Origin of the sequence: Streptomyces sp. NBRC 109706 (assembly GCF_000974485.1) — a bacterium.
GTDB lineage: Bacteria > Actinomycetota > Actinomycetes > Streptomycetales > Streptomycetaceae > Streptomyces.
In genome coordinates this window covers 28,184-48,629 of sequence record NZ_BBOM01000016.1, presented here as the reverse complement: position 1 = coordinate 48,629, position 20,446 = coordinate 28,184, and the positions used below count along the sequence as shown (strand labels likewise).

Sequence of the window (20,446 nt, the reverse complement as noted above, 5' to 3'; positions counted from 1 at the left end):
GCCGTGGACGATCCACCTCAGGCCACTCCCGGGCCTCCGTCAACAACGCGACCGCCCCCGTCGACCAGTCCACCTGGGGGGAGGGCTCGTCCACATGCAGGGTCGCCGGCAGCACTCCGTGCCGCATCGCCATGATCATCTTGATCACCCCGGCCACACCCGCGGCCGCCTGCGTATGACCGATGTTCGACTTCACCGACCCCAACCACAGGGACTCGCCGTCCTCGCCGCGCTCCTGCCCATAGGTCGCCAACAGCGCCTGTGCCTCGATCGGATCCCCGAGACTGGTGCCCGTCCCATGCGCCTCCACCGCGTCGACATCGGCGCCCGTCAACCGGGCGTTGGCGAGCGCCTGCTGGATCACGCGTTGCTGCGAGGGGCCGTTCGGCGCGGTCAGTCCGTTGGACGCGCCGTCCTGGTTGATCGCGCTGCCCCGCATCACCGCCAGCACCTGGTGCCCGTTACGTCGCGCGTCCGACAGCCGCTCCAGGATCAGCACGCCGACGCCCTCGGCCCAGCCGGTGCCGTCGGCCGACGCCGCGAACGCCTTGCACCGGCCGTCGCCGGCCACGCCGCCCTGCCGGTCGAACTCAAGGAACGCCCCCGGCGTGGCCATCACGGTGACGCCACCGGCCAGCGCCATATCGCACTCGCCGGTGTGCAGGGCCTGTGCGGCCAGGTGCATCGCGACCAGCGACGAGGAGCAGGCGGTGTCGACCGTGACGGCGGGGCCCTCAAGGCCGAAGACATAGGCGAGGCGGCCCGAGATCACACTGCTGGCCATGCCGGTCAGCAGATGACCGTCGGAGCCCGGCACGCCGCCCAGCCCGTATCCGGACGAGGAGGCGCCGGCGAACACACCCACGTTCCGGCCGCGTAGCGACTGCGGATCCATGCCGGCCGATTCGAAGGTCTCCCACGCGGCCTCCAGCAGCAGCCGCTGCTGCGGATCCATGGCCAGCGCCTCACGCGGCGAGATCCCGAAGAGGGCCGCGTCGAACTCGTCCGCGTCATGGATGAATCCGCCCAGGCCACCGGCGATCGCGGCGACATCCGCCGGCCAGCCGCGATCCGTCGGGAACGCCGACATGCCGTCCACTCCGTCGGCGACCAGGTCCCACAGCTGCTCCGGCGATCCGGCCCCGCCCGGGTAGCGGCAGGCCATCCCGACGATCGCGATCGGCTCATCGGTGGCAGCGCCCACCCGGGCCGGCAGCAGGCTCGCCGGCCGCGCCGCACCGAGCAGCTGTGAGCGGAAGTACCCGGCCAGGGCTCGGGGCGTGGGGTAGTCGAAGACCAGCGTCGCGGGCAGCGTCAGACCGGTGCGGGCGGTGAGCATGTTGCGCAGTTCGACGGCCATCAGCGAGTCGAACCCCAGGTCCCGGAACGCCCGGCCGGCTTCGACTGACTCCGCACCGGAATGGCCGAGCACCGAGGCGGCCTGCTCGCGTACCAGATCCAGCAGGATCTCCTGTTGGCGCGTCTCGGACGCGGCCGCCAGTTCGGCGCGCCAGGGCTGGGCCTCGTCGGCGGAATCGCCGACGGGCTCGTCGGTCCGCTCGGTCTCGGGCAGCTCGGCGAAGAGCCGACTGGCGCGGGCCGAGGTGAACGCGGAGACAAAGGTGGGCCAGTCCACGTCCGCCACCGTCAGGGGGTCAAGCCCTCCGTCGACGGCTTCCGCCAGCGCCCGCATCGCAAGCGCCGGGTCCATCGGGTTCAGTCCGCGCCGGCGGAGATATGCCTCCGCGTCGCCCAGGGTCACCATCCCGGCCTCGGCCCACGGACCCCAGGCAACCGAGGTGCCGGCGAGACCACGGTCGCGGCGTTGCTGCACCCATGCGTCCAGGAACGCGTTGCCCGCGGCGTAGGCGCTCTGTCCCGCGCCGCCCCATACGGCGGCGATCGAGGAGAACACCACAAAGAGATCGAGCGACAGCCCCTCCGTCAACTCGTCCAGATACCTCGTCCCATCCACCTTGGCCCGCAACACCGAGGCGAACGCCTCAGGCGTCGCCTCCTCCAACGGCCCCGGAACATCAAGACCAGCCGCATGCACCACACCCGACAACGGCCACCGGGCAGGGATACCCGCGATCACCACGGCAAGAGCATCCCGGTCGGCAACATCGCAAGCAACGACCGTAGCCCGGCAGCCCAGTTCGGCCAGCTCCTCGACCAGACCATGCGGCGCCACACCACTCCGACTCGTCAACACCACATGAGAAACACCCCGCCCCGCCAACCACCGCGCCACCCGACCACCCAACGCCCCCGTACCACCCGTCACCAACACCGTCCCCGACGACCGCCACTCCCCACCCACCACAACAGGCAACGCCCCAACCAAACGCCGCCCATAGACCCCCGACCCACGCACCGCCACCTGATCCTCAACACCAGCGGCGAGCAGTCCGGCCAGGCGGGTCCCGGCCCTGGTGTCCAGTTCGGCCGGTAGGTCGATCATGCCTCCCCAGCGGCCCGGTACTTCGAGCGCCGCGGCCCGGCCCAGACCCCATACCGCCGCCTGGATCGGGCTCCGCAGCGGGTCCCACCGCCCGACCGACACACCGCCTCGGGTCGTCACCCAGAGCGGAACAGTGCGGTCGGCGAAACCGTTCAGGGCCCGCAGCAGCGACCACACGACCGCGAGGGGCGCCGGGATCCCGTGGGGTGTCGGCGGCAGGGCCTCGGCCTCGTCGGTCAGCAGCAGAACACCGGACAGGTCTTCGACGCCGCCGGCAAGGCGTTCCGCTACCGCCTGTCCCCCGGTCCAGTCGCCATCGAGGGGCACGCCGATCACGGAGGCGCCGGCGCCGGTCAGCGCCGCGACCACATCCGTCCCTTCCGCACCGACCACGGCCCAGGTCCCCGACAGGGACCTGGTGGGCGGAAGATCGGTGAGCGGCTTCCAAGTGACCTGGTAGCGCCAGGAGTCGACCTCGGAGCGCTCACGTCGCCGTCGTCGCCAGGTCGACAGCACCGGGAGCATATCGCCGAGCGCGGGCGGGGCTTCGCGTAGTTCCAGCTCGGTGGCCAGCTGTTCGAGGTCTTCGCGTTCGACCGCGTCCCAGAACCTGGTCTCGGTCATATCGCCACCGACGGTCTCGGCGGCCGGCTCCGGCCAGTACCGCGCACGTTGGAAGGCATACGTCGGCAACTCGACGGCCCGGCCACCCCAGTTGGCGAACACGGCCGGCCAGTCGATGTGGACGCCGGTGGCCCAGAGGCGACTGATAGCGGTCAGGGCGGTGTCGGTCTCGTCCCGGTCCTTGCGGAGGAGGGGGGCGAACGTGGCGTCGGCAACGGTCTCCTGGACCATGCCGGACAGCACGCCGTCGGGGCCGAGTTCGAGGTAGCGGGTCACGCTCAGTTCGGCGGTGGCGGCGGCCGCGTCGGCGAACCGGACCGTTTCACGGACCTGCCTGAGCCAGTACTCGGGCTGCTGCAGCTGGCCTGGCTCGGCGACGGTGCCGGTCAGGTTCGAAACGATCGGAATCCGGGCCGGGTTGAACGTCAGGCCGTTCAGGACCGAAGCGAATTCGTCCAGCATCGGTTCCATCAGGGCCGAATGGAACGCATGCGAGACGGTCAGAACGTTGAACCGCCGGCCCCGGCCGGCGCATTCGGCGGCGTAGCGCTCGATCGCCTCGCTGGCACCGGAGAGCACCACGGAGTTCGGGCCATTGACGGCGGCGAGGTCCAGCCCCGAGTCGACGACCTCGGCCTCCGTGGCCTGGACCGCCACCATCCCGCCACCCGACGGCAACGCCTGCATCAGCCGACCGCGCTCCGCGACCAGCACACACGCATCGTCCAGATCAAGGACCCCCGCGACATGGGCGGCGGTGATCTCACCCAACGAGTGCCCCAACAACACATCCGGCGTGACACCCCACGACTCCACCAACCGGAACGCGGCGACTTCGAGAGCGAACAGACCCGCCTGCGCCCACCCCGTCTCGTCAAGGCCAACACCATCGGTCAGAACCTCACGCAGCGGACGCTCCCACCGCATATCCAACCGCGCACACACCGCGTCAAACGCCTCGGCAAACACCGGGAACGCCGCATACAACCCCAGGCCCATGCCGGCGCGTTGCGCACCCTGACCCGTAAACAGGAACGCCGTCCGACCCTCGCCCGCCACACCCGTGGCCAGCACATCCCCATCACCCGCCAGCACAACCCGATGCTCCAACGCGGCCCGCGTCGTCGCCAACGACCACCCCACATCCACCGCGTCCAACGCCGGCCGCTCGGCGACAAACGACCGCAACCGCGCCACCTGCCCCCGCACCCCAGCCGCCGACTTCGCCGACACCACCCACGGCACCAACCCCGGCCAACCAACCGAGAGTTCACTGACAGGCTCAGGCTCAGGCGCCTGCTCCAGAATCACATGCGCGTTCGTCCCACTGATCCCGAACGACGACACCGCCGCCCGCCGAGGCCGACCCACCTCAGGCCACTCCCGCGCCTCCCTCAACAACGCAACCGCACCCGCCGACCAGTCCACCGCCGGCGAAGGCTCGTCCACATGCAGGGTGGGGGGCATCAGACCGTGCCGCATGGCCAGCACCATCTTGATGATGCCGGCCACGCCGGCGGCGGCCTGCGTGTGGCCGATGTTCGACTTGATGGAACCGAGCCACAACGGATCGTCCTGGTCCCGGGTTTGACCGTAGGTGGCCAACAGTGCCTGTGCCTCGATCGGATCGCCCAGCCGCGTTCCGGTCCCATGGGCCTCCACGACATCGACATCCGTGGTCGTCAGCTGGGCGTTGGCCAGGGCCTGGCGGATCACCCGCTGCTGGGAGGGCCCGTTCGGCGCGGTCAAACCGTTCGACGCACCGTCCTGGTTGACCGCGCTGCCGCGCACCACGGCCAGCACCCGGTGCCCGTTGCGCTGCGCTTCGGAGAGCCGTTCCACCAGCAGCAGGCCGACGCCCTCGGCCCAGCCGGTGCCGTCGGCCGCTGCCGCGAAGGACTTGCAGCGGCCGTCGGGGGCCAGCCCGTCCTGACGGTCGAACTCGGCGAACGCGCCCGGGGTGACCATCACGGTGACGCCACCGGCCAACGCCAGATCACATTCGCCCGAACGCAGGGCCTGCGCGGCCAGATGCAGCGCCACCAGCGAGGACGAGCAGGCGGTATCGACGGTGACCGCCGGGCCCTCAAGGCCGAAGACATAGGCGAGGCGCCCTGAGATCACGCTGCTGGCCATGCCGGTCAGCAGATGACCGTCGGAACCCGCCACACCACCGTGTCCATATCCGGACGAGGAGGCGCCGGCGAACACACCCATGCTGCTGCCGCGTAGCGACTGCGGATCCATGCCGGCCGATTCGAAGGTCTCCCAGGCCGCCTCCAGCAGCAGGCGCTGCTGCGGATCCATGGCCAGCGCCTCACGCGGCGAGATCCCGAAGAGGGCCGCGTCGAACTCGTCCGCGTCATGGATGAATCCGCCCAGGCCGCCCGCGATTCCGGCGACATCCGCCGGCCAGTCGCGATCCGTCGGGAACGCGGACACCCCGTCCATCCCGTGGGCGACCAGGTCCCACAGCTGTTCCGGCGAGGTCACTCCGCCGGGGTAGCGGCAGGCCATGCCGACGATGGCGATCGGCTCATCGGTGGCGCCGCCCGCCCGGGCCGGCAGCAGGCTCGCCGGCCGCACCGCACCGAGCAGTTGCGACAGCAGATAGTCGGTCAGGACTCGCGGCGTCGGGTAGTCGAAGACCAGCGTCGCCGGCAGCGTCAGACCGGTGTGCGCGGTGAGCAGGTTGCGCAGTTCGACGGCCATCAGCGAGTCGAACCCCAGGTCCCGGAACGCCCGGCCGGCTTCGACTGACTCCGCACCGGAATGGCCGAGCACCGAGGCGGCCTGCTCGCGTACCAGATCCAGCAGAACGCGGGCTCGTTCGGGGGCGGGAGAGTCCAGGAGCTGCTGGCCCAGCCCGGACCCGGCATCGCTGTTCGAGGTGGTCTTGAGGGTGTCCGGCGCCTCGGGGAGGTCGGACAGCAGAGGGCTGGGACGTACCGAGGTGAAGGCCGAGGTGAAGACCGACCAGTCCGTATCGGCGACGGTGACGCAGGTTTCCCGGCCGTCGACCGCCTGGGCCAGGGCGCGGATCGCCATGGCCGGGTCCATCGGGATCAGTCCGCGCCGGCGCAGATATGCCTCCGCGTCGCCCAGGGTCACCATCCCGGCCTCGGCCCACGGACCCCAGGCAACCGAGGTGCCGGCGAGACCACGGTCCCGACGGTGCTGCACCCAGGCATCAAGGAACGCGTTACCGGCGGCGTAGGCGCCCTGACCGCCACTCCCCCAGGTCGCGGCGATCGAGGAGAACACCACAAAGAGATCGAGCGACAGCCCCGCCGTCAACTCGTCCAGATACCTCGTCCCATCCACCTTGGCCCGCAACACCGAGGCGAACGCCTCAGGCGTCGCCTCCTCCAACGGCCCCGGAACATCAAGACCAGCCGCATGCACCACACCCGTCAACGGCCACCGGGCAGGGATACCCGCGATCACCACGGCAAGAGCATCCCGGTCGGCAACATCGCAAGCAACGACCGTAGCCCGGCAGCCCAGTTCGGCCAGCTCCTCGACCAGACCATGCGGCGCCACACCACTCCGACTCGTCAACACCACATGAGAAACACCCCGCCCCGCCAACCACCGCGCCACCCGACCACCCAACGCCCCCGTACCACCCGTCACCAACACCGTCCCCGACGACCGCCACTCCCCACCCACCACAACAGGCAACGCCCCAACCAAACGCCGCCCATAAACCCCCGACCCACGCACCGCCACCTGATCCTCAACACCAGCGGCGAGGACATTGGCGAGTCGGGCAGCCGCGCGAGCGTCCAACTCGGCCGGGACGTCGACGAGTCCGCCCCAGCGCCCCGGGAGCTCCAGCGCCGCGACCCGGCCCAGGCCCCAGACCAACGCCAGCTCCGGGTCCGCCAACCGGTCCGAACCGCCCACGGATACCGCGCCGCGTGTCAGCACCCACAGCGGCGCCGACACCTCGCCCAACGCCTGGACCACCGCCAAGGTCTCCACCCACCCGGAGGCGACCAACACCACGCCCGCCACCTCGGGCAGAGAAGAAACCTCCTCGGCCGGAACGTTCGCCACGGTGGCGCCCGCGGCGGACAACGCCGCCGACACCTCCGCGTCTCCCGAGCCCACCACCGCCCACACACCGGTCAACGACGACGAAGGCAGGCCGTCCAGCGGCTTCCACACGATCCGGTAGCGCCATGAATCCAGCGTCGACTGCTCCCGGTGACGCCGCCGCCACGCGGACAACGCCGGCAACGCCGACTCAAGCCCGGCCAGCTCTTCTGTGTCCCCGCGTTCCACCGCATCCCAGAACGCCGAGTCGACCGAGTCGCCACCTGTGGCGGCGGCGTTCAGGGACTCCGGCCAGTAACGCTCCCGCTGGAACGCATAGGTCGGCAGCTGGACGATCCGCCCGCCCCAACCCTCGAACAGCCCAAGCCAGTTGACATTGACGCCGGCCGTCCACAGGCGCCCGAGCGCGGTGACGGCGGTGTCGGTCTCGTCCCGGTCCCTGCGGAGGAGTGGAGCGAACGTCGCGTCGGCAACGGTCTCCTGGACCATGCCGGACAGCACACCGTCGGGGCCCAGTTCGAGGTAACGGGTCGCCCCAAGCTCCGCCGTGGCGGCGGCCGCGTCGGCGAAGCGGACCGTGTGACGGACCTGGCGCAGCCAGTACTCCGGCTGCTGCAACTGTCCAGGTTCGGCGACGGTGCCGGTCAGGTTCGAAACGATCGGAATGCGCGCGGGGTTGAACGTCAGGCCGTTGAGGACCGAAGCGAATTCGTCCAGCATCGGTTCCATCAGGGCCGAGTGGAACGCGTGCGAGACGGTCAGGATGGTGAACCGCCAGCCGCGCTCGGCGCATTCGGCGGCGTAGCGCTCGATCGCGTCGCTGTTGCCGGAGAGCACCACGGAGTTCGGGCCGTTGACGGCGGCGAGGTCAAGCCCTGAGTCGGCGACATCGGCCTCGGTGGCCTGGACGGCCAGCATCCCGCCACCCGACGGCAACGCCTGCATCAACCGACCGCGCTCCGCCACCAACACACACGCATCATCCAGATCAAGGACCCCCGCGGCATGGGCGGCCACGATCTCACCCAACGAGTGCCCCAGCAACACATCCGGGACCACCCCCCAGGACTCCACCAGCCGGAACGCGGCGACTTCGAGAGCGAACAGACCCGCCTGCGCCCACCCCGTCTCGTCAAGGCCAACACCATCGGTCAGAACCTCACGCAGCGGACGCTCCCACCGCATATCCAACCGCGCACACACCGCGTCAAACGCCTCGGCAAACACCGGGAACGCCGCATACAACCCCAGGCCCATGCCGGCGCGTTGCGAACCCTGCCCCGTGAAGAGGAACGCCGTCCGACCCTCGGTCACCGCACCTGTCGCGAGAACATCCCCGTCGCCCGACAGGACGACTCGATGCTCCAACGCGGCCCGCGTCGTGGCCAGCGACCACCCCACATCCACCGCGTCCAACTCCGGGCGGTCGGCGACAAACGACCGCAACCGCGCGACCTGCCCCCGCAGCCCGGCCTCGGACTTCGCCGACACCACCCACGGCACCAACCCCGACCAACCAACCGCGAGTTCAGTGACAGGCTCAGACTCGGGCGCCTGCTCCAGAATCACATGCGCATTCGTCCCACTGATCCCGAACGACGACACCGCCGCCCGCCGAGGCCGACCCACCTCAGGCCACTCCCGGGACCCCGTCAACAACGACACCGCACCCGCCGACCAGTCCACCTGCGGCGACGGCTCATCCACATGCAACGTCGCCGGCAACACCCCATGCCGCAACGCCAACACCATCTTGATCACACCCGCCACACCCGCAGCCGCCTGCGTATGACCAATGTTCGACTTAATGGACCCCAACCACAGCGGCTCGCCATCCTCGCCACGCCCCTGGCCATAGGTCGCCAACAGCGCCTGCGCCTCGATCGGATCACCGAGCCGCGTCCCGGTGCCATGGGCTTCCACCGCGTCGACATCCGCGGTCGTCAGCCGGGCGTTGGCCAGGGCCTGGCGGATCACCCGCTGCTGGGACGGGCTGCTGGGCGCCGTCAGTCCGTTCGACGCGCCGTCCTGGTTGACGGCGCTGCCGCGCACCACGGCCAGCACCTGGTGACCGTTGCGCTGCGCGTCCGAAAGCCGCTCGACCAGCAGCAGGCCGATGCCCTCGCCCCAGCCCATGCCGTCCGCCGCCGCCGCGAAGGACTTGCAGCGGCCGTCCGACGCCAGTCCGCCTTGCCGCTCGAACTCCGCGAACGCGCCCGGCGTCGCCATCACCGTCACTCCGCCGGCCAACGCCAGCTCGCACTCGCCGGACCGCAGGGCCTGGGCCGCCAGATGCAGCGCCACCAGCGACGACGAACATGCCGTGTCGACGGTGACCGCCGGTCCTTCGAGACCGAACGTATAGGCCACTCGGCCCGACATCACGCTTGTCGCGTTCCCGGTCAGCAGATGCCCGTCGCCATCGTCCGGGGCTTGCGTGCCGGTGCCGTATCCGGACACGCTGCCGCCCACGAACACGCCCGTGGTCGATCCACGCAGCGCGCGCGGATCAACGGCGGCGGACTCGAACGTCTCCCATGCGGCCTCCAGCAGCAGCCGCTGCTGCGGATCCATCGCCAACGCCTCACGCGGCGAGATCCCGAACAGATCGGCGTCGAACTCGTCCGCGTTCGGCAGGAACCCGCCCCAGCCGGCCATCGACCGGGGCCACCCGCGATCGTCCGGGAAAGGCCCGACGGCGTCCGCCGCCACGTCCACCAGTTCCCACAGGGTCTCCGGCGAGGTCACTCCGCCGGGGAAGCGGCAGGCCATGCCGACGATCGCGATCGGCTCGTCGACAGCGACGGGGGTCGACTCCGCCTCCGACGGTGCGTCGTCGAGTTCACCGTCCGACAGCTCGGCCAGGAGGAAGTCCACCATCGCGAGCGGCGTCGGGTGGTCGAACACCAGCGTGGTCGGGAGACGTAGGCCGGTAGCCGTTTGCAAACGGTTGCGTACCTCAACGGCCATCAACGAGTCAAAGCCCAGCTCCCGGAACGCCCGGCCCGGCTCGACGGCGTCAGCGCCCGCGTGCCCCAGCACCGCCGCCGCATGGGTGCGCACCACATCGAGCAGCAGATGCCGCCGCTCGGTCGCCGGCACCGTCGCGAGCTGCTGAGGCAGTCCCGCCGAGCCGGCGTCGTCGTCCCCGGCCGCCGCCAACGCGCTCTGTGCTTCCGGTAGTTCGGCGAGCAGTGGGCTCGACCGGACGGCGGTGAACGAGTTCGCGAACGTCGACCACTCGACGTCCGCGACCGCCAGGCCCGACTCTCCGGCGTCGATCGCGATCGCAAGCGTCTGGATGGCCAACGCCGGTTCCATGGGCGACAGTCCGCGCCGGCGCAGCACCTCCTGGGTGTCACCCTGGACAGCCAGGCCGGCGTCATCCCAGGGGCCCCAGGCGATGGAGGTGCCGGGCAGGCCCCTGTCGTGGCGGTGCTGGATCCAGGCGTCCAGGAACGCGTTGCCGGCGGCGTAGGCGCCCTGACCGGCGCCGCCCCATACGGCGGCGCCCGAGGAGAACACCAGGAAAAGCTCCAGCGGCAGCTCGGCGGTCAACTGATCAAGGTTCAGCGTGCCCTCGATCTTCGCACCCGCAATCGCAGTAACGCTCTCCCGGTCGGTGTGTTCCAGCAGTTGTGCGTCGCCGATGCCGGCGGCGTGGACGATGCCGTGTAGTGGCCATTGCTCGGGGATGTCGGCGATGACGGTGGCGAGGGTGGTGCGGTCGGTGACATCGCAGGCGGTCACGGTGACCTGGGTGCCCAGCGTTTCCAGCTCGGTGACGAGTCCGTCGGGTGCTGTCCCGGAGCGGCTGGTCAGGACCAGATGCGGTACCCCGCGGCCGGCCAGCCAGCGGGCTACTACCGTGCCCAAGGCGCCGGTGCCGCCGGTGATCAGGACCGTGCCGGACGGTTGCCATGGTTCGGGCTCGACGGTGGTCGGTAGGGCGCGGACCATCCGTCGGCCGTAGAGGCCGGAACCGCGTACCGCGATCTGGTCCTCCCCGCCACTGTCGTCTCGGGCGGTGAGGATTCCGGCCAGTCGTGCGGCCGTGCGGGCGTCCAACTCGGTGGGCAGGTCGATCATGCCGCCCCAGCGGCGTGGATACTCCAGAGCGGCCACCCGGCCCAGACCCCATAGCGCCGCCGCCGTCGGGTCGGTGAGGCGGTCGGAGGCACCCACCGATATCGCGCCCCGGGTGAGCAGCCACAACGGCGCGTCCACCTCGGCATCGCCCAGCGCCCGCACCAACCCCACCAGGGCCGCGAGTCGATCCACCACCCCCGTGCTGTCGGCGGGCATCGCCACCACACCGCGCACCTCGGGCAGGGCGGCGATCCGCTCCACAAGGCCGGCGCGATCCCAGGCCGTGTCGGTCGGGAGGGTCACCGTCCGGGCGCCCGCCTCGGCCAGGGCCGTGACCACATCCTCGTCGACGCCGCCGGCCATCAGCCAGGTGCCTTCAAGCGACGCTGGGGGCGGTGTCTGCAGTGGCTTCCACACCACCCGGTAGCGCCAGGCATCGATAACGGAACGTTGACGTCGTTCCCGCCGCCAGGACGCCAACGCCGGCACCACCGAACCCAACAGCTGTGGGGCGTCGGAGAGTTGCAGGGTGTCGGCGAGTTCGCCGAGGTCTTCACGCTCGACCGCGTCCCAGAACCGGGACTCGACCACATCCACCTCCTGCACGGTGCCGGGAGCCGGGGCCTCCAGCCAGTAGCGCTGATGCTGGAAGGCGTAGGTCGGCAACGGAACCCGGCGGCCGGTCAGGACGGTGGACCAGTCGACGTCGACCCCGGCCTGCCACGCCTCGCCGAAGGAGGCCAGCAGGCGGCGCATCCCACCCTCGTCACGGCGCAGCGTGCCCAGGACGACGGCACGGGTGTCGGACGCCTGGGCGGTCTCCTCGATACCGACGGTCAGCACGGGGTGGGCGGAGACCTCGATAAAGGTGCGCGCGCCCTGTCCCAGCAGAGTGCGGATGGCGTCCTCGAACCGAACGGTCGAGCGCAGATTGTCGAACCAGTACCCGGCGCCCAAACCACCATCGACCGGGGCGCCGGTCAACGTGGAGAGCATCGGAATCCGGCCGATGGACGGGGAAACAGGGGCGAGGTCGGTGAGGATCCGCTCCCGCAGCTGCTCCATCTGGGAGGAGTGCGAGGCATAGTCCACGGCGATGCGGCGGGCACGGATCCCGCGCCGCTCGCACTCGACCAGCAGTGCCTCCAGGGCATCGACCTCGCCCGAAACCACCGTGGACGACGGCCCGTTCACCGCAGCGACGGAAAGCCCAGGACTGCCCGAGGTCAGGTCGTCGACGGTCTCCCGGCCGGCGGCCACCGACACCATCCCACCACCACCCCCACCCGCAACCGCCACCAACGCCTTGGAGCGCAACGCCACCACCCGGGCAGCGTCCTCAAGCGACAGCCAACCGGCCACACACGCCGCGGCGATCTCGCCCTGCGAATGCCCCACCACCGCCGAAGGCACCACACCGGCGGAACGCCACACCTCGGCCAACGACACCATCACCGCCCACAACACCGGCTGCACCACATCAACCCGCACCACATCGTCGTCACCGTCGAGCAGCACCCCGGTCAACGACCAGTCCACATGTTCGGACAGCGCCGCCTCGCACTCGATCAGCCGCTCCCGAAACACCTCAGAGGACTCCCACAACCCCCGCGCCATCCCCACCCACTGCGAACCCTGACCAGGAAACACCCACACCACACCACCCGAACCAGCAACACCAACAGCAGCCCCCGACAACCCCGCCAACAACTCATCCCGCCCCGCACCCACCACCACCGCACGATGCTCCAACCCAGCCCGCCCCATCGCCAACGACCACCCCACATCCACCGGACTCAACTCGGGCTTTGCGCCCACAAACGACCGCAACCGCTCCAACTGCCCCCGCAACGCCCCCTCGGACTTCGCCGACACCACCCACGCCGTCACACCCCCAACAGGCCGCTCCTCATCCACCACCGCGACCTCAGGCGCCTGCTCCAAAATCACATGCGCGTTGGTCCCACTGATCCCAAACGACGACACCCCCGCCCGCCGAGGCCGGTCCACCTCGGGCCACGCCCGGGACCCCGTCAACAACGACACCGCACCCGCCGACCAGTCCACCTGCGGCGACGGCTCATCCACATGCAACGTCGCCGGCAACACCCCATGCCGCAACGCCAACACCATCTTGATCACACCCGCCACACCCGCAGCCGCCTGCGTATGACCGATGTTCGACTTCACCGACCCCAACCACAACGGTTCCCCCCCCTCACCCCGCCCCTGCCCATACGTCGCCAACAACGCCTGCGCCTCGATCGGATCACCGAGCCGCGTCCCCGTCCCATGCGCCTCCACCACGTCAACGTCCGCACCCGTCAACCGCGCATTCGCCAATGCCTGGCGAATCACCCGCTGCTGCGAGGGACCGTTCGGCGCCGTCAAACCATTGGACGCGCCATCCTGGTTGATGGCCGAACCCCGCACCACCGCCAACACCTGGTGCCCGTTGCGGCGCGCGTCCGAAAGCCGCTCCAGCAGCACCAGACCGACGCCCTCGCCCCAACCCGTACCGTCCGCCGAGGCGGCGAACGCCTTGCAGCGGCCGTCGGCGGCCAGCCCGTCCTGCCGGTCGAACTCCGCGATCATGCCCGGCGTAACCATCACCGTCACGGCGCCGGCCAACGCCAGCTCGCACTCCCCCGCGCGCAGCGCCTGCGCGGCAAGATGCATGGCCACCAGCGACGACGAGCACGCCGTGTCCACCGTCACCGCCGGGCCTTCGAGCCCGAAGGAGTAGGCGATGCGGCCGGAGATCACGCTTGTCGTGCTGCCGGTCACCTGGTGACCGTCGGCGCCCTCTGGCAGCCGCGCGTTCATGCCGTATCCCGACGAGGCCGCGCCGGCGAAGACGCCGATGCTCCGGCCCCGCAACGACCGGGGGTCCAGGCCCGCCGCCTCGAATGTCTCCCAGGCCGATTCCAGCGCCAGCCGCTGCTGCGGATCCATGGCCAGGGCCTCGCGCGGCGAGATCCCGAACAGATCGGCGTCGAACCCGTCCGCTTCGTGAACGAATCCGCCCACCCCGGCGACCTGGCTGGCGAGGTTGGTGGGCCAGCCCCGATCCGTGGGGAACGGCACCATGGTGTCGACTCCGTCGGCGACCAGCTCCCACAGCTGGTCGGGGTTGGCGACGCCGCCGGGGAATCGGCAGGCCATCGCGACGATCGCGATCGGCTCGTCGGTTCCGGCGGTGGTGACGGGGCGGGGCGATTCCGGCAGCGCCTCGGACTCGCCGAAGAACTGCGACAGCAGGTGGTCGGTGAGGGCGGTGGGGTTGGGGTAGTCGAAGACCAGCGTCGCGGGAAGCCGCAGCCCGGTCGCGGTATTGAGTCGGTTGCGCAGTTCGACGGCGGTGAGTGAGTCGAAGCCCAGCTCCTTGAACGCCTGCCGCTCACCGACCGCGTCGGCCGAGACATGTCCGAGCACCGTCGCCGCGCTGCTCCGCACCAGTTCGAGCAGCATCTGCGCACGTTGCGCCTCGGGGGCCGCCCGCAGCCGCTGCGCCAGGGCCAGGCCAGTCCCCGACGTCTGCGCGATGCCGCGCCGCACCCGGCCGGTGACCAGGCCGCGTAGCAGCGCCGGCACCTCGCCGGCCGTCCGCAACGAGGCCAGGTCGAGGTTGATCGGCACCAGATGTGCCGCCGGACGGGTGAGGGCCGCGTCGAACAGCGCGAGGCCCTGCTCCGTCGACAGCCCTCGCGCGAGCCGGTCATCCTGCAGATGACCGGTCATCGTGCTGGCCTGCTGCCACATGTCCCAGGCCAGGGAGAGACCAGGCAGGCCCGCCGCGCGGCGCCGGGCGGCCAGGGCGTCAAGGAACGCGTTCGCCGCCGCGTAGTTCGCCTGGCCCGGCGTGCCGAACGTCGCCGTGGCCGACGAGTAGAGCACAAACAGGGCGAGGTCCGCGTCGCGCGTCAACTCGTCCAGGTTGACCGCGGCGGTGGCCTTCGCCCGCAGCACCGTCTCCAGGCGCTGCGGGGTGAGGGCGGTGAACACGCCGTCGTCCAGCACGCCGGCGGCGTGGACCACGCCCGTCAACGGCGCGTCGTCGGGGATGTCCGTGAGTACCGCGGCCAGGGCGTCGCGATCGGCGGCGTCGCAGGCCACGACCTGCGCGGCCGCGCCCAGGGTGGCGAGTTCGGCGGTGAGATCCGTGGCGCCGGGGGCGTCCGGGCCCTGTCGGGAGAGCAACAGCAGGCGGCGGACGCCGTGTTCGGCGGCGAGGTGGCGGGCCAGGAGGCCACCGAGGGTTCCGGTGCCGCCGGTGATCAGCACCGTGCCGTCCCGGTTCGGGGGCGCCGGAACGGACAGAACGTTCTTGCCCACGTGTCTGGCCTGGGCCATGAACCGCCAGGCCGCGACGGCTTCGCGGACATCCCACGCCGTCAAGGGCAGCGGCTCCAGGACGCCGCGCTCGAACAGCGCCACGACCTCGGCCAGGATCCGGCCCATGCGCTCCGGGCCGGCGTCGGGCAGGGCGAAGGCGAAGTACGGCACCTCAAGATCTGTGCGCACATCGGTCTTGCCCATTTCGACGAAGCGCCCGCCCGGCCGCAGCAGTCGCAGTGACGCGTCGACGAACTCGCCGGCCAGGGAGTTGAGGACGACGTCCACGCCCCGGCCGCCGGTCGCCGCGCGGATCTGTTCCTCGAAGGCGAGGTCGCGGGAGGACGCGATCCGTGCCGGGTCGACGCCGTTGTCGATCACGGTGGGCCATTTGCCGGGGCTGGCCGTGGCGTAGATCTCCAGGCCCCAGTGCCGGGCCAGCTGCACCGCTGCCATGCCCACGCCACCGGCCGCCGCATGGATCAGCACCGACTCGCCCGTGGTAGTGCCGGCCAGGTCGCGCAGCCCGTACCAGGCCGTGGCGAACACCACCGGCAGCGACGCGGCCTGCGCCCAGGACCAGCCGGCCGGCACCCGCACCAGCAGACGTCGATCGGTCACCGCCTGGGCGGCGAACCCACCGTTGAAGAACCCGAAGACCCGGTCCCCGACGTTCAGATCGGCAACGTCCTGGCCGACCTCCACGACGACGCCGGCGGCTTCCGCACCCATCACGCCCGGCTCCGGATACATCCCCAGCCCGAGAAGCACATCGCGGAAGTTCACCCCGGCCGCCCGAACGGCGACCCGTACCTGTCCGGCCTCCAGCGGCGGCTCATCGGCGGTCTCGACATGCAGGGACTCCAGGGTGCCGTCCGCGCCCGGCAGCAGTTGCCAGTTCCGCGACGGCAGCGTCAACCCGCCGCTCACCGCCCGGGTCAGCCGGGGCACCAGCACCTCGCCGCCACGGATCGCGACCTGCGGTTCGTCCACGCCGGCCAGCAGGGCCAGGTCCGGGTCGTCGGTCGTGGGGTCGGCGTCCACCAGCACGATCCGGTCCGGATGTTCCGACTGCGCGGAGCGCACCAGACCCCATACCGCCGCGCCCACGACGTCGACTGCACCGCCGGGGCTCGCTGGGACCGCGCCCCGGGTCACCACGGCCAGCCGCGAACCGAACGAACTCTCGTCCGCCAACCACTCCTGCACCCCGCGCAGCACCTCGCCCAGCACCCGCTCCACCGGACCCTCGCCGGCCAGCAGGGTGGCGAACTCGGCCTCGTCGGCAGAGGCGGCGCGGGGCGGCAACGCGGTCCACTCGATCGAGAACAGCGCATCGTCGCCACGCCCGGCCGACGACAACTGCTCTGCGGACACCGGCCGGGAGACCAGCGAGCGGACGATCGCCACCGGCGCACCCGCACCGTCGGCCGCCCGCACGACGATGCCCTCGCCCTCCGTGCGGATCGCCACCCGCAACACCGTCGCCCCGACCGCGAACAGTTCCACGCCCGACCAGGCGAATGGCAACCGTGGCCCCTGCGCCGCCGGCTCATCGGACGCACCGGACCCGTCGGCCAGGAGGTTGGCCGGGTGCAACGCCGCGTCCAGCAAGGCCGGGTGAATGCCGAAGCCGTCGACCGATTCGGAGAAGTCGATTTCCGCGTACACACCGGACTCGTCGCGCCAGGCCGCGCGCACGCCCTGGAACATCGGGCCATAGCCGAATCCCGCGCCGGCCAGTTCGTCATAGAACCCGTCGACGTCCAGCGCGGCCGCGCCCTGTGGCGGCCATACGGTCAGGTCGAAGTCGGCCGACTCGGCCTCCGAGGCCGCCAGTTGCCCGGACGCGTGCAGCACCCACTCTTCCGTGCCGTCGATCCGCGCATGAACGTGGACCGGCCGGTCGCCGGCCCCGTCCGGGCCCTCGACACGCACCTGCACCTGCACCCCGCCGGCCTCCGGCAACACCAGTGGCGCCCGCAACACCAGCTCGCGGAGCAGACCGCAACCGACCTCCTGGCCCGCCCGCAACACCATCTCCACCAACGCCGTGCCCGGCACCACCAGCCGCCCGGACACCATATGATCGGCCAGCCACGGCTGCCCGTTCACCGACAACCGGCCGGTCAACACCGCCCCATCGCCCTCGGCCAACGAGACAGCCGTCCCCAGCAACGCATGCCCGATGCCGAACTCGCCGCCCCCGCCCGGCAACGATCGTGGCCAGAACCGCTCCCGCTGGAAGGCGTAGGTCGGCAGCGGTACCCGGCGGCCGGTGAGGACGGTGGACCAGTCGACGTCGACGCCTGCCTGCCATGCCTCGCCGAAGGATGCCAGCAGGCGACGCTTCCCTCCTTCGTCGCGGCGCAGGGTGCCGAGCGCGACGGCGGCGGCCTGAACATCGTCGATGGTCTCCTCGATGCCGACGGTCAGCACGGGGTGGGCGGAGACCTCGATAAAGGTGCGCGCGCCCTGGGTCAGCAGGGTGCGGATGGCGTCCTCGAACCGAACGGTCGAGCGGAGATTGTCGAACCAGTACCCGGCATCCAGGCCACCGTCGACGGGGGCGCCGGTCAACGTGGAGAGCATCGGGATCTGGCCGATGGACGGGGAAACGGGCGCGAGATCGGTGAGGATCCGCTCCCGCAGCTGCTCCATCTGCGCCGAGTGCGAGGCGTAGTCCACGGCGATGCGGCGGGCACGGATCCCGCGCACCTCGCACTCCGCCAGCAGTGCCTCCAGGGCCTCCACCTCGCCCGAAACCACCGTGGACGACGGCCCGTTCACCGCCGCAACGGAAAGCCCAGAACTGTCCGCAGTCAGGTCGTCGACGGTCTCCCGGCCGGCGGCCACCGACACCATCCCACCACCACCCGCAACCGCCACCAACGCCCGCGACCGCAACGCCACCACCCGCGCAGCGTCCTCAAGCGACAACCAACCCCCCACGCACGCCGCCGCGATCTCGCCCTGCGAATGCCCCACCACCGCCGAAGGCACCACACCGGCGGAACGCCACACCTCGGCCAACGACACCATCACCGCCCACAACACCGGCTGCACCACATCAACCCGCACCACATCGTCGTCACCGCTCAACAACACCTCGGACAACGACCAGTCCACATGCTCAGAAAGCGCCGCCTCACACTCCAGCAACCGCTCCCGGAACACCTCAGAGGACTCCCACAACCCCCGCGCCATCCCCACCCACTGCGAACCCTGACCAGGAAACACCCACACCACACCACCAGAACCCGCCGCCACCGAAGAAGCCCCCGACAACCCCGCCAACAACTCATCCCGCCCCGCACCCACCACCACCGCACGATGCTCCAACCCAGCCCGCCCCATCGCCAACGACCACCCCACATCCACAGGACTCAACTCGGGCCTCTCGGCCACAAACGACCGCAACCGCTCCAACTGCCCCCGCAACGCACCCTCCGACTTCGCCGACACCACCCACGCCGTCACACCCCCACCAGCACCGCCCCCACCAACCGCCGCAACCTCCGGGCCCTGCTCCAAAATCACATGCGCATTGGTCCCACTGATCCCAAAGGATGAGACGGCGGCCCTACGCGGCCGGTCCACCTCAGGCCAGTCCCGGGACCCCGTCAACAACGCGACCGCGCCCGCCGACCAGTCCACCTGCGGCGAAGGATCATCCACATGCAACGTCGCCGGCAACACCCCATGCCGCAACGCCAACACCATCTTGATCACACCCGCCACACCCGCAGCCGCCTGCGTATGACCAATGTTCGACTTCACCGACCCCAACCACAACGGCTCGCCACCCTCACCCCGCCCCTGCCCATACGTCGCCAACAACGCCTGCGCCTCGATCGGATCACCGAGCCGCGTCCCCGTCCCATGCGCCTCCACCGCGTCCACATCGGCGGTGGTGAGGCGAGCGTTGGTCAGCGCCTGCCGGATGACGCGCTGCTGCGAGGGACCGTTCGGCGCCGTCAAACCGTTGGACGCGCCATCCTGGTTCACCGCGCTGCCGCGCACCACGGCCAGCACCTGGTGACCATTGCGCTGCGCGTCCGAAAGCCGCTCGACCAGCAGCAGGCCGATGCCCTCGCCCCAGCCCGTGCCGTCGGCCGAGGCTGAGAACGCCTTGCAACGGCCGTCGCCGGCCAGCCCGTCCTGGCGGGCGAACTCCGTGAACGCCGCCGGGGTGGTCATCACCGTCACACCGCCGACCAGCGCCAGCTCGCACTCCCCGGCGCGCAGCGCCTGCGCGGCCAGATGCAGTGCCACCAGGGACGACGAGCACGCCGTGTCCACCGTCACCGCCGGGCCCTCAAGACCGAAGGCATACGCCACACGGCCGGAGATCACGCTGGCGCTGGCTCCGGTGGCGCCGTATCCGTCCATATCGTCGGCGTTCGCCAGGGTCGCGTAGTCCTGGCCGTTGGTGCCGACGTACACCCCGGTCCGGGTGCGCCGCAACGACTGTGGGTCGATCCCGGCGGACTCGATGACCTCCCAGGCCGACTCCATCAACAGACGCTGTTGCGGGTCCATGGCAAGCGCCTCGCGCGGCGAGATCCCGAACAGCGCCGCGTCGAACCGGTCGGCGTCGTGGAGGAATCCGCCCTGGCGGGCGAAGTCGCCGTCGAATTCGTCGCTCCAGCCTCGATTGGTCGGGAAGTCCCCGATGCCGTCGACACCGTCACGGACCAACTGCCACAGCTCGTCCGGGGTTTGGACACCGCCAGGGAAGCGGCAGCTGACGCCGACGATGGCGATCGGCTCGTGGTCGCGTTCCTCGGCCTGCCGCAACGAGCGCTGGGCCTGGCGCAGTTCGGTGGTCATCCACTTCAGCTGCTTGAGGAGCTGTGCCTCATCCACCAT

General features: G+C 70.6%; 1 protein-coding gene (only partly in view). It reads right to left on the bottom strand.

The annotated features are described in order from the left end of the window. Window positions 1-20,446, bottom strand: the 5' portion of a protein-coding gene (locus AOM46_RS35740) for a type I polyketide synthase (RefSeq protein WP_062218132.1). The gene continues 8,339 nt to the left of window position 1, outside the view; the window shows 20,446 of its 28,785 coding nt (coding positions 1-20,446); the start codon lies at window positions 20,444-20,446; its stop codon lies beyond the left edge, outside the window.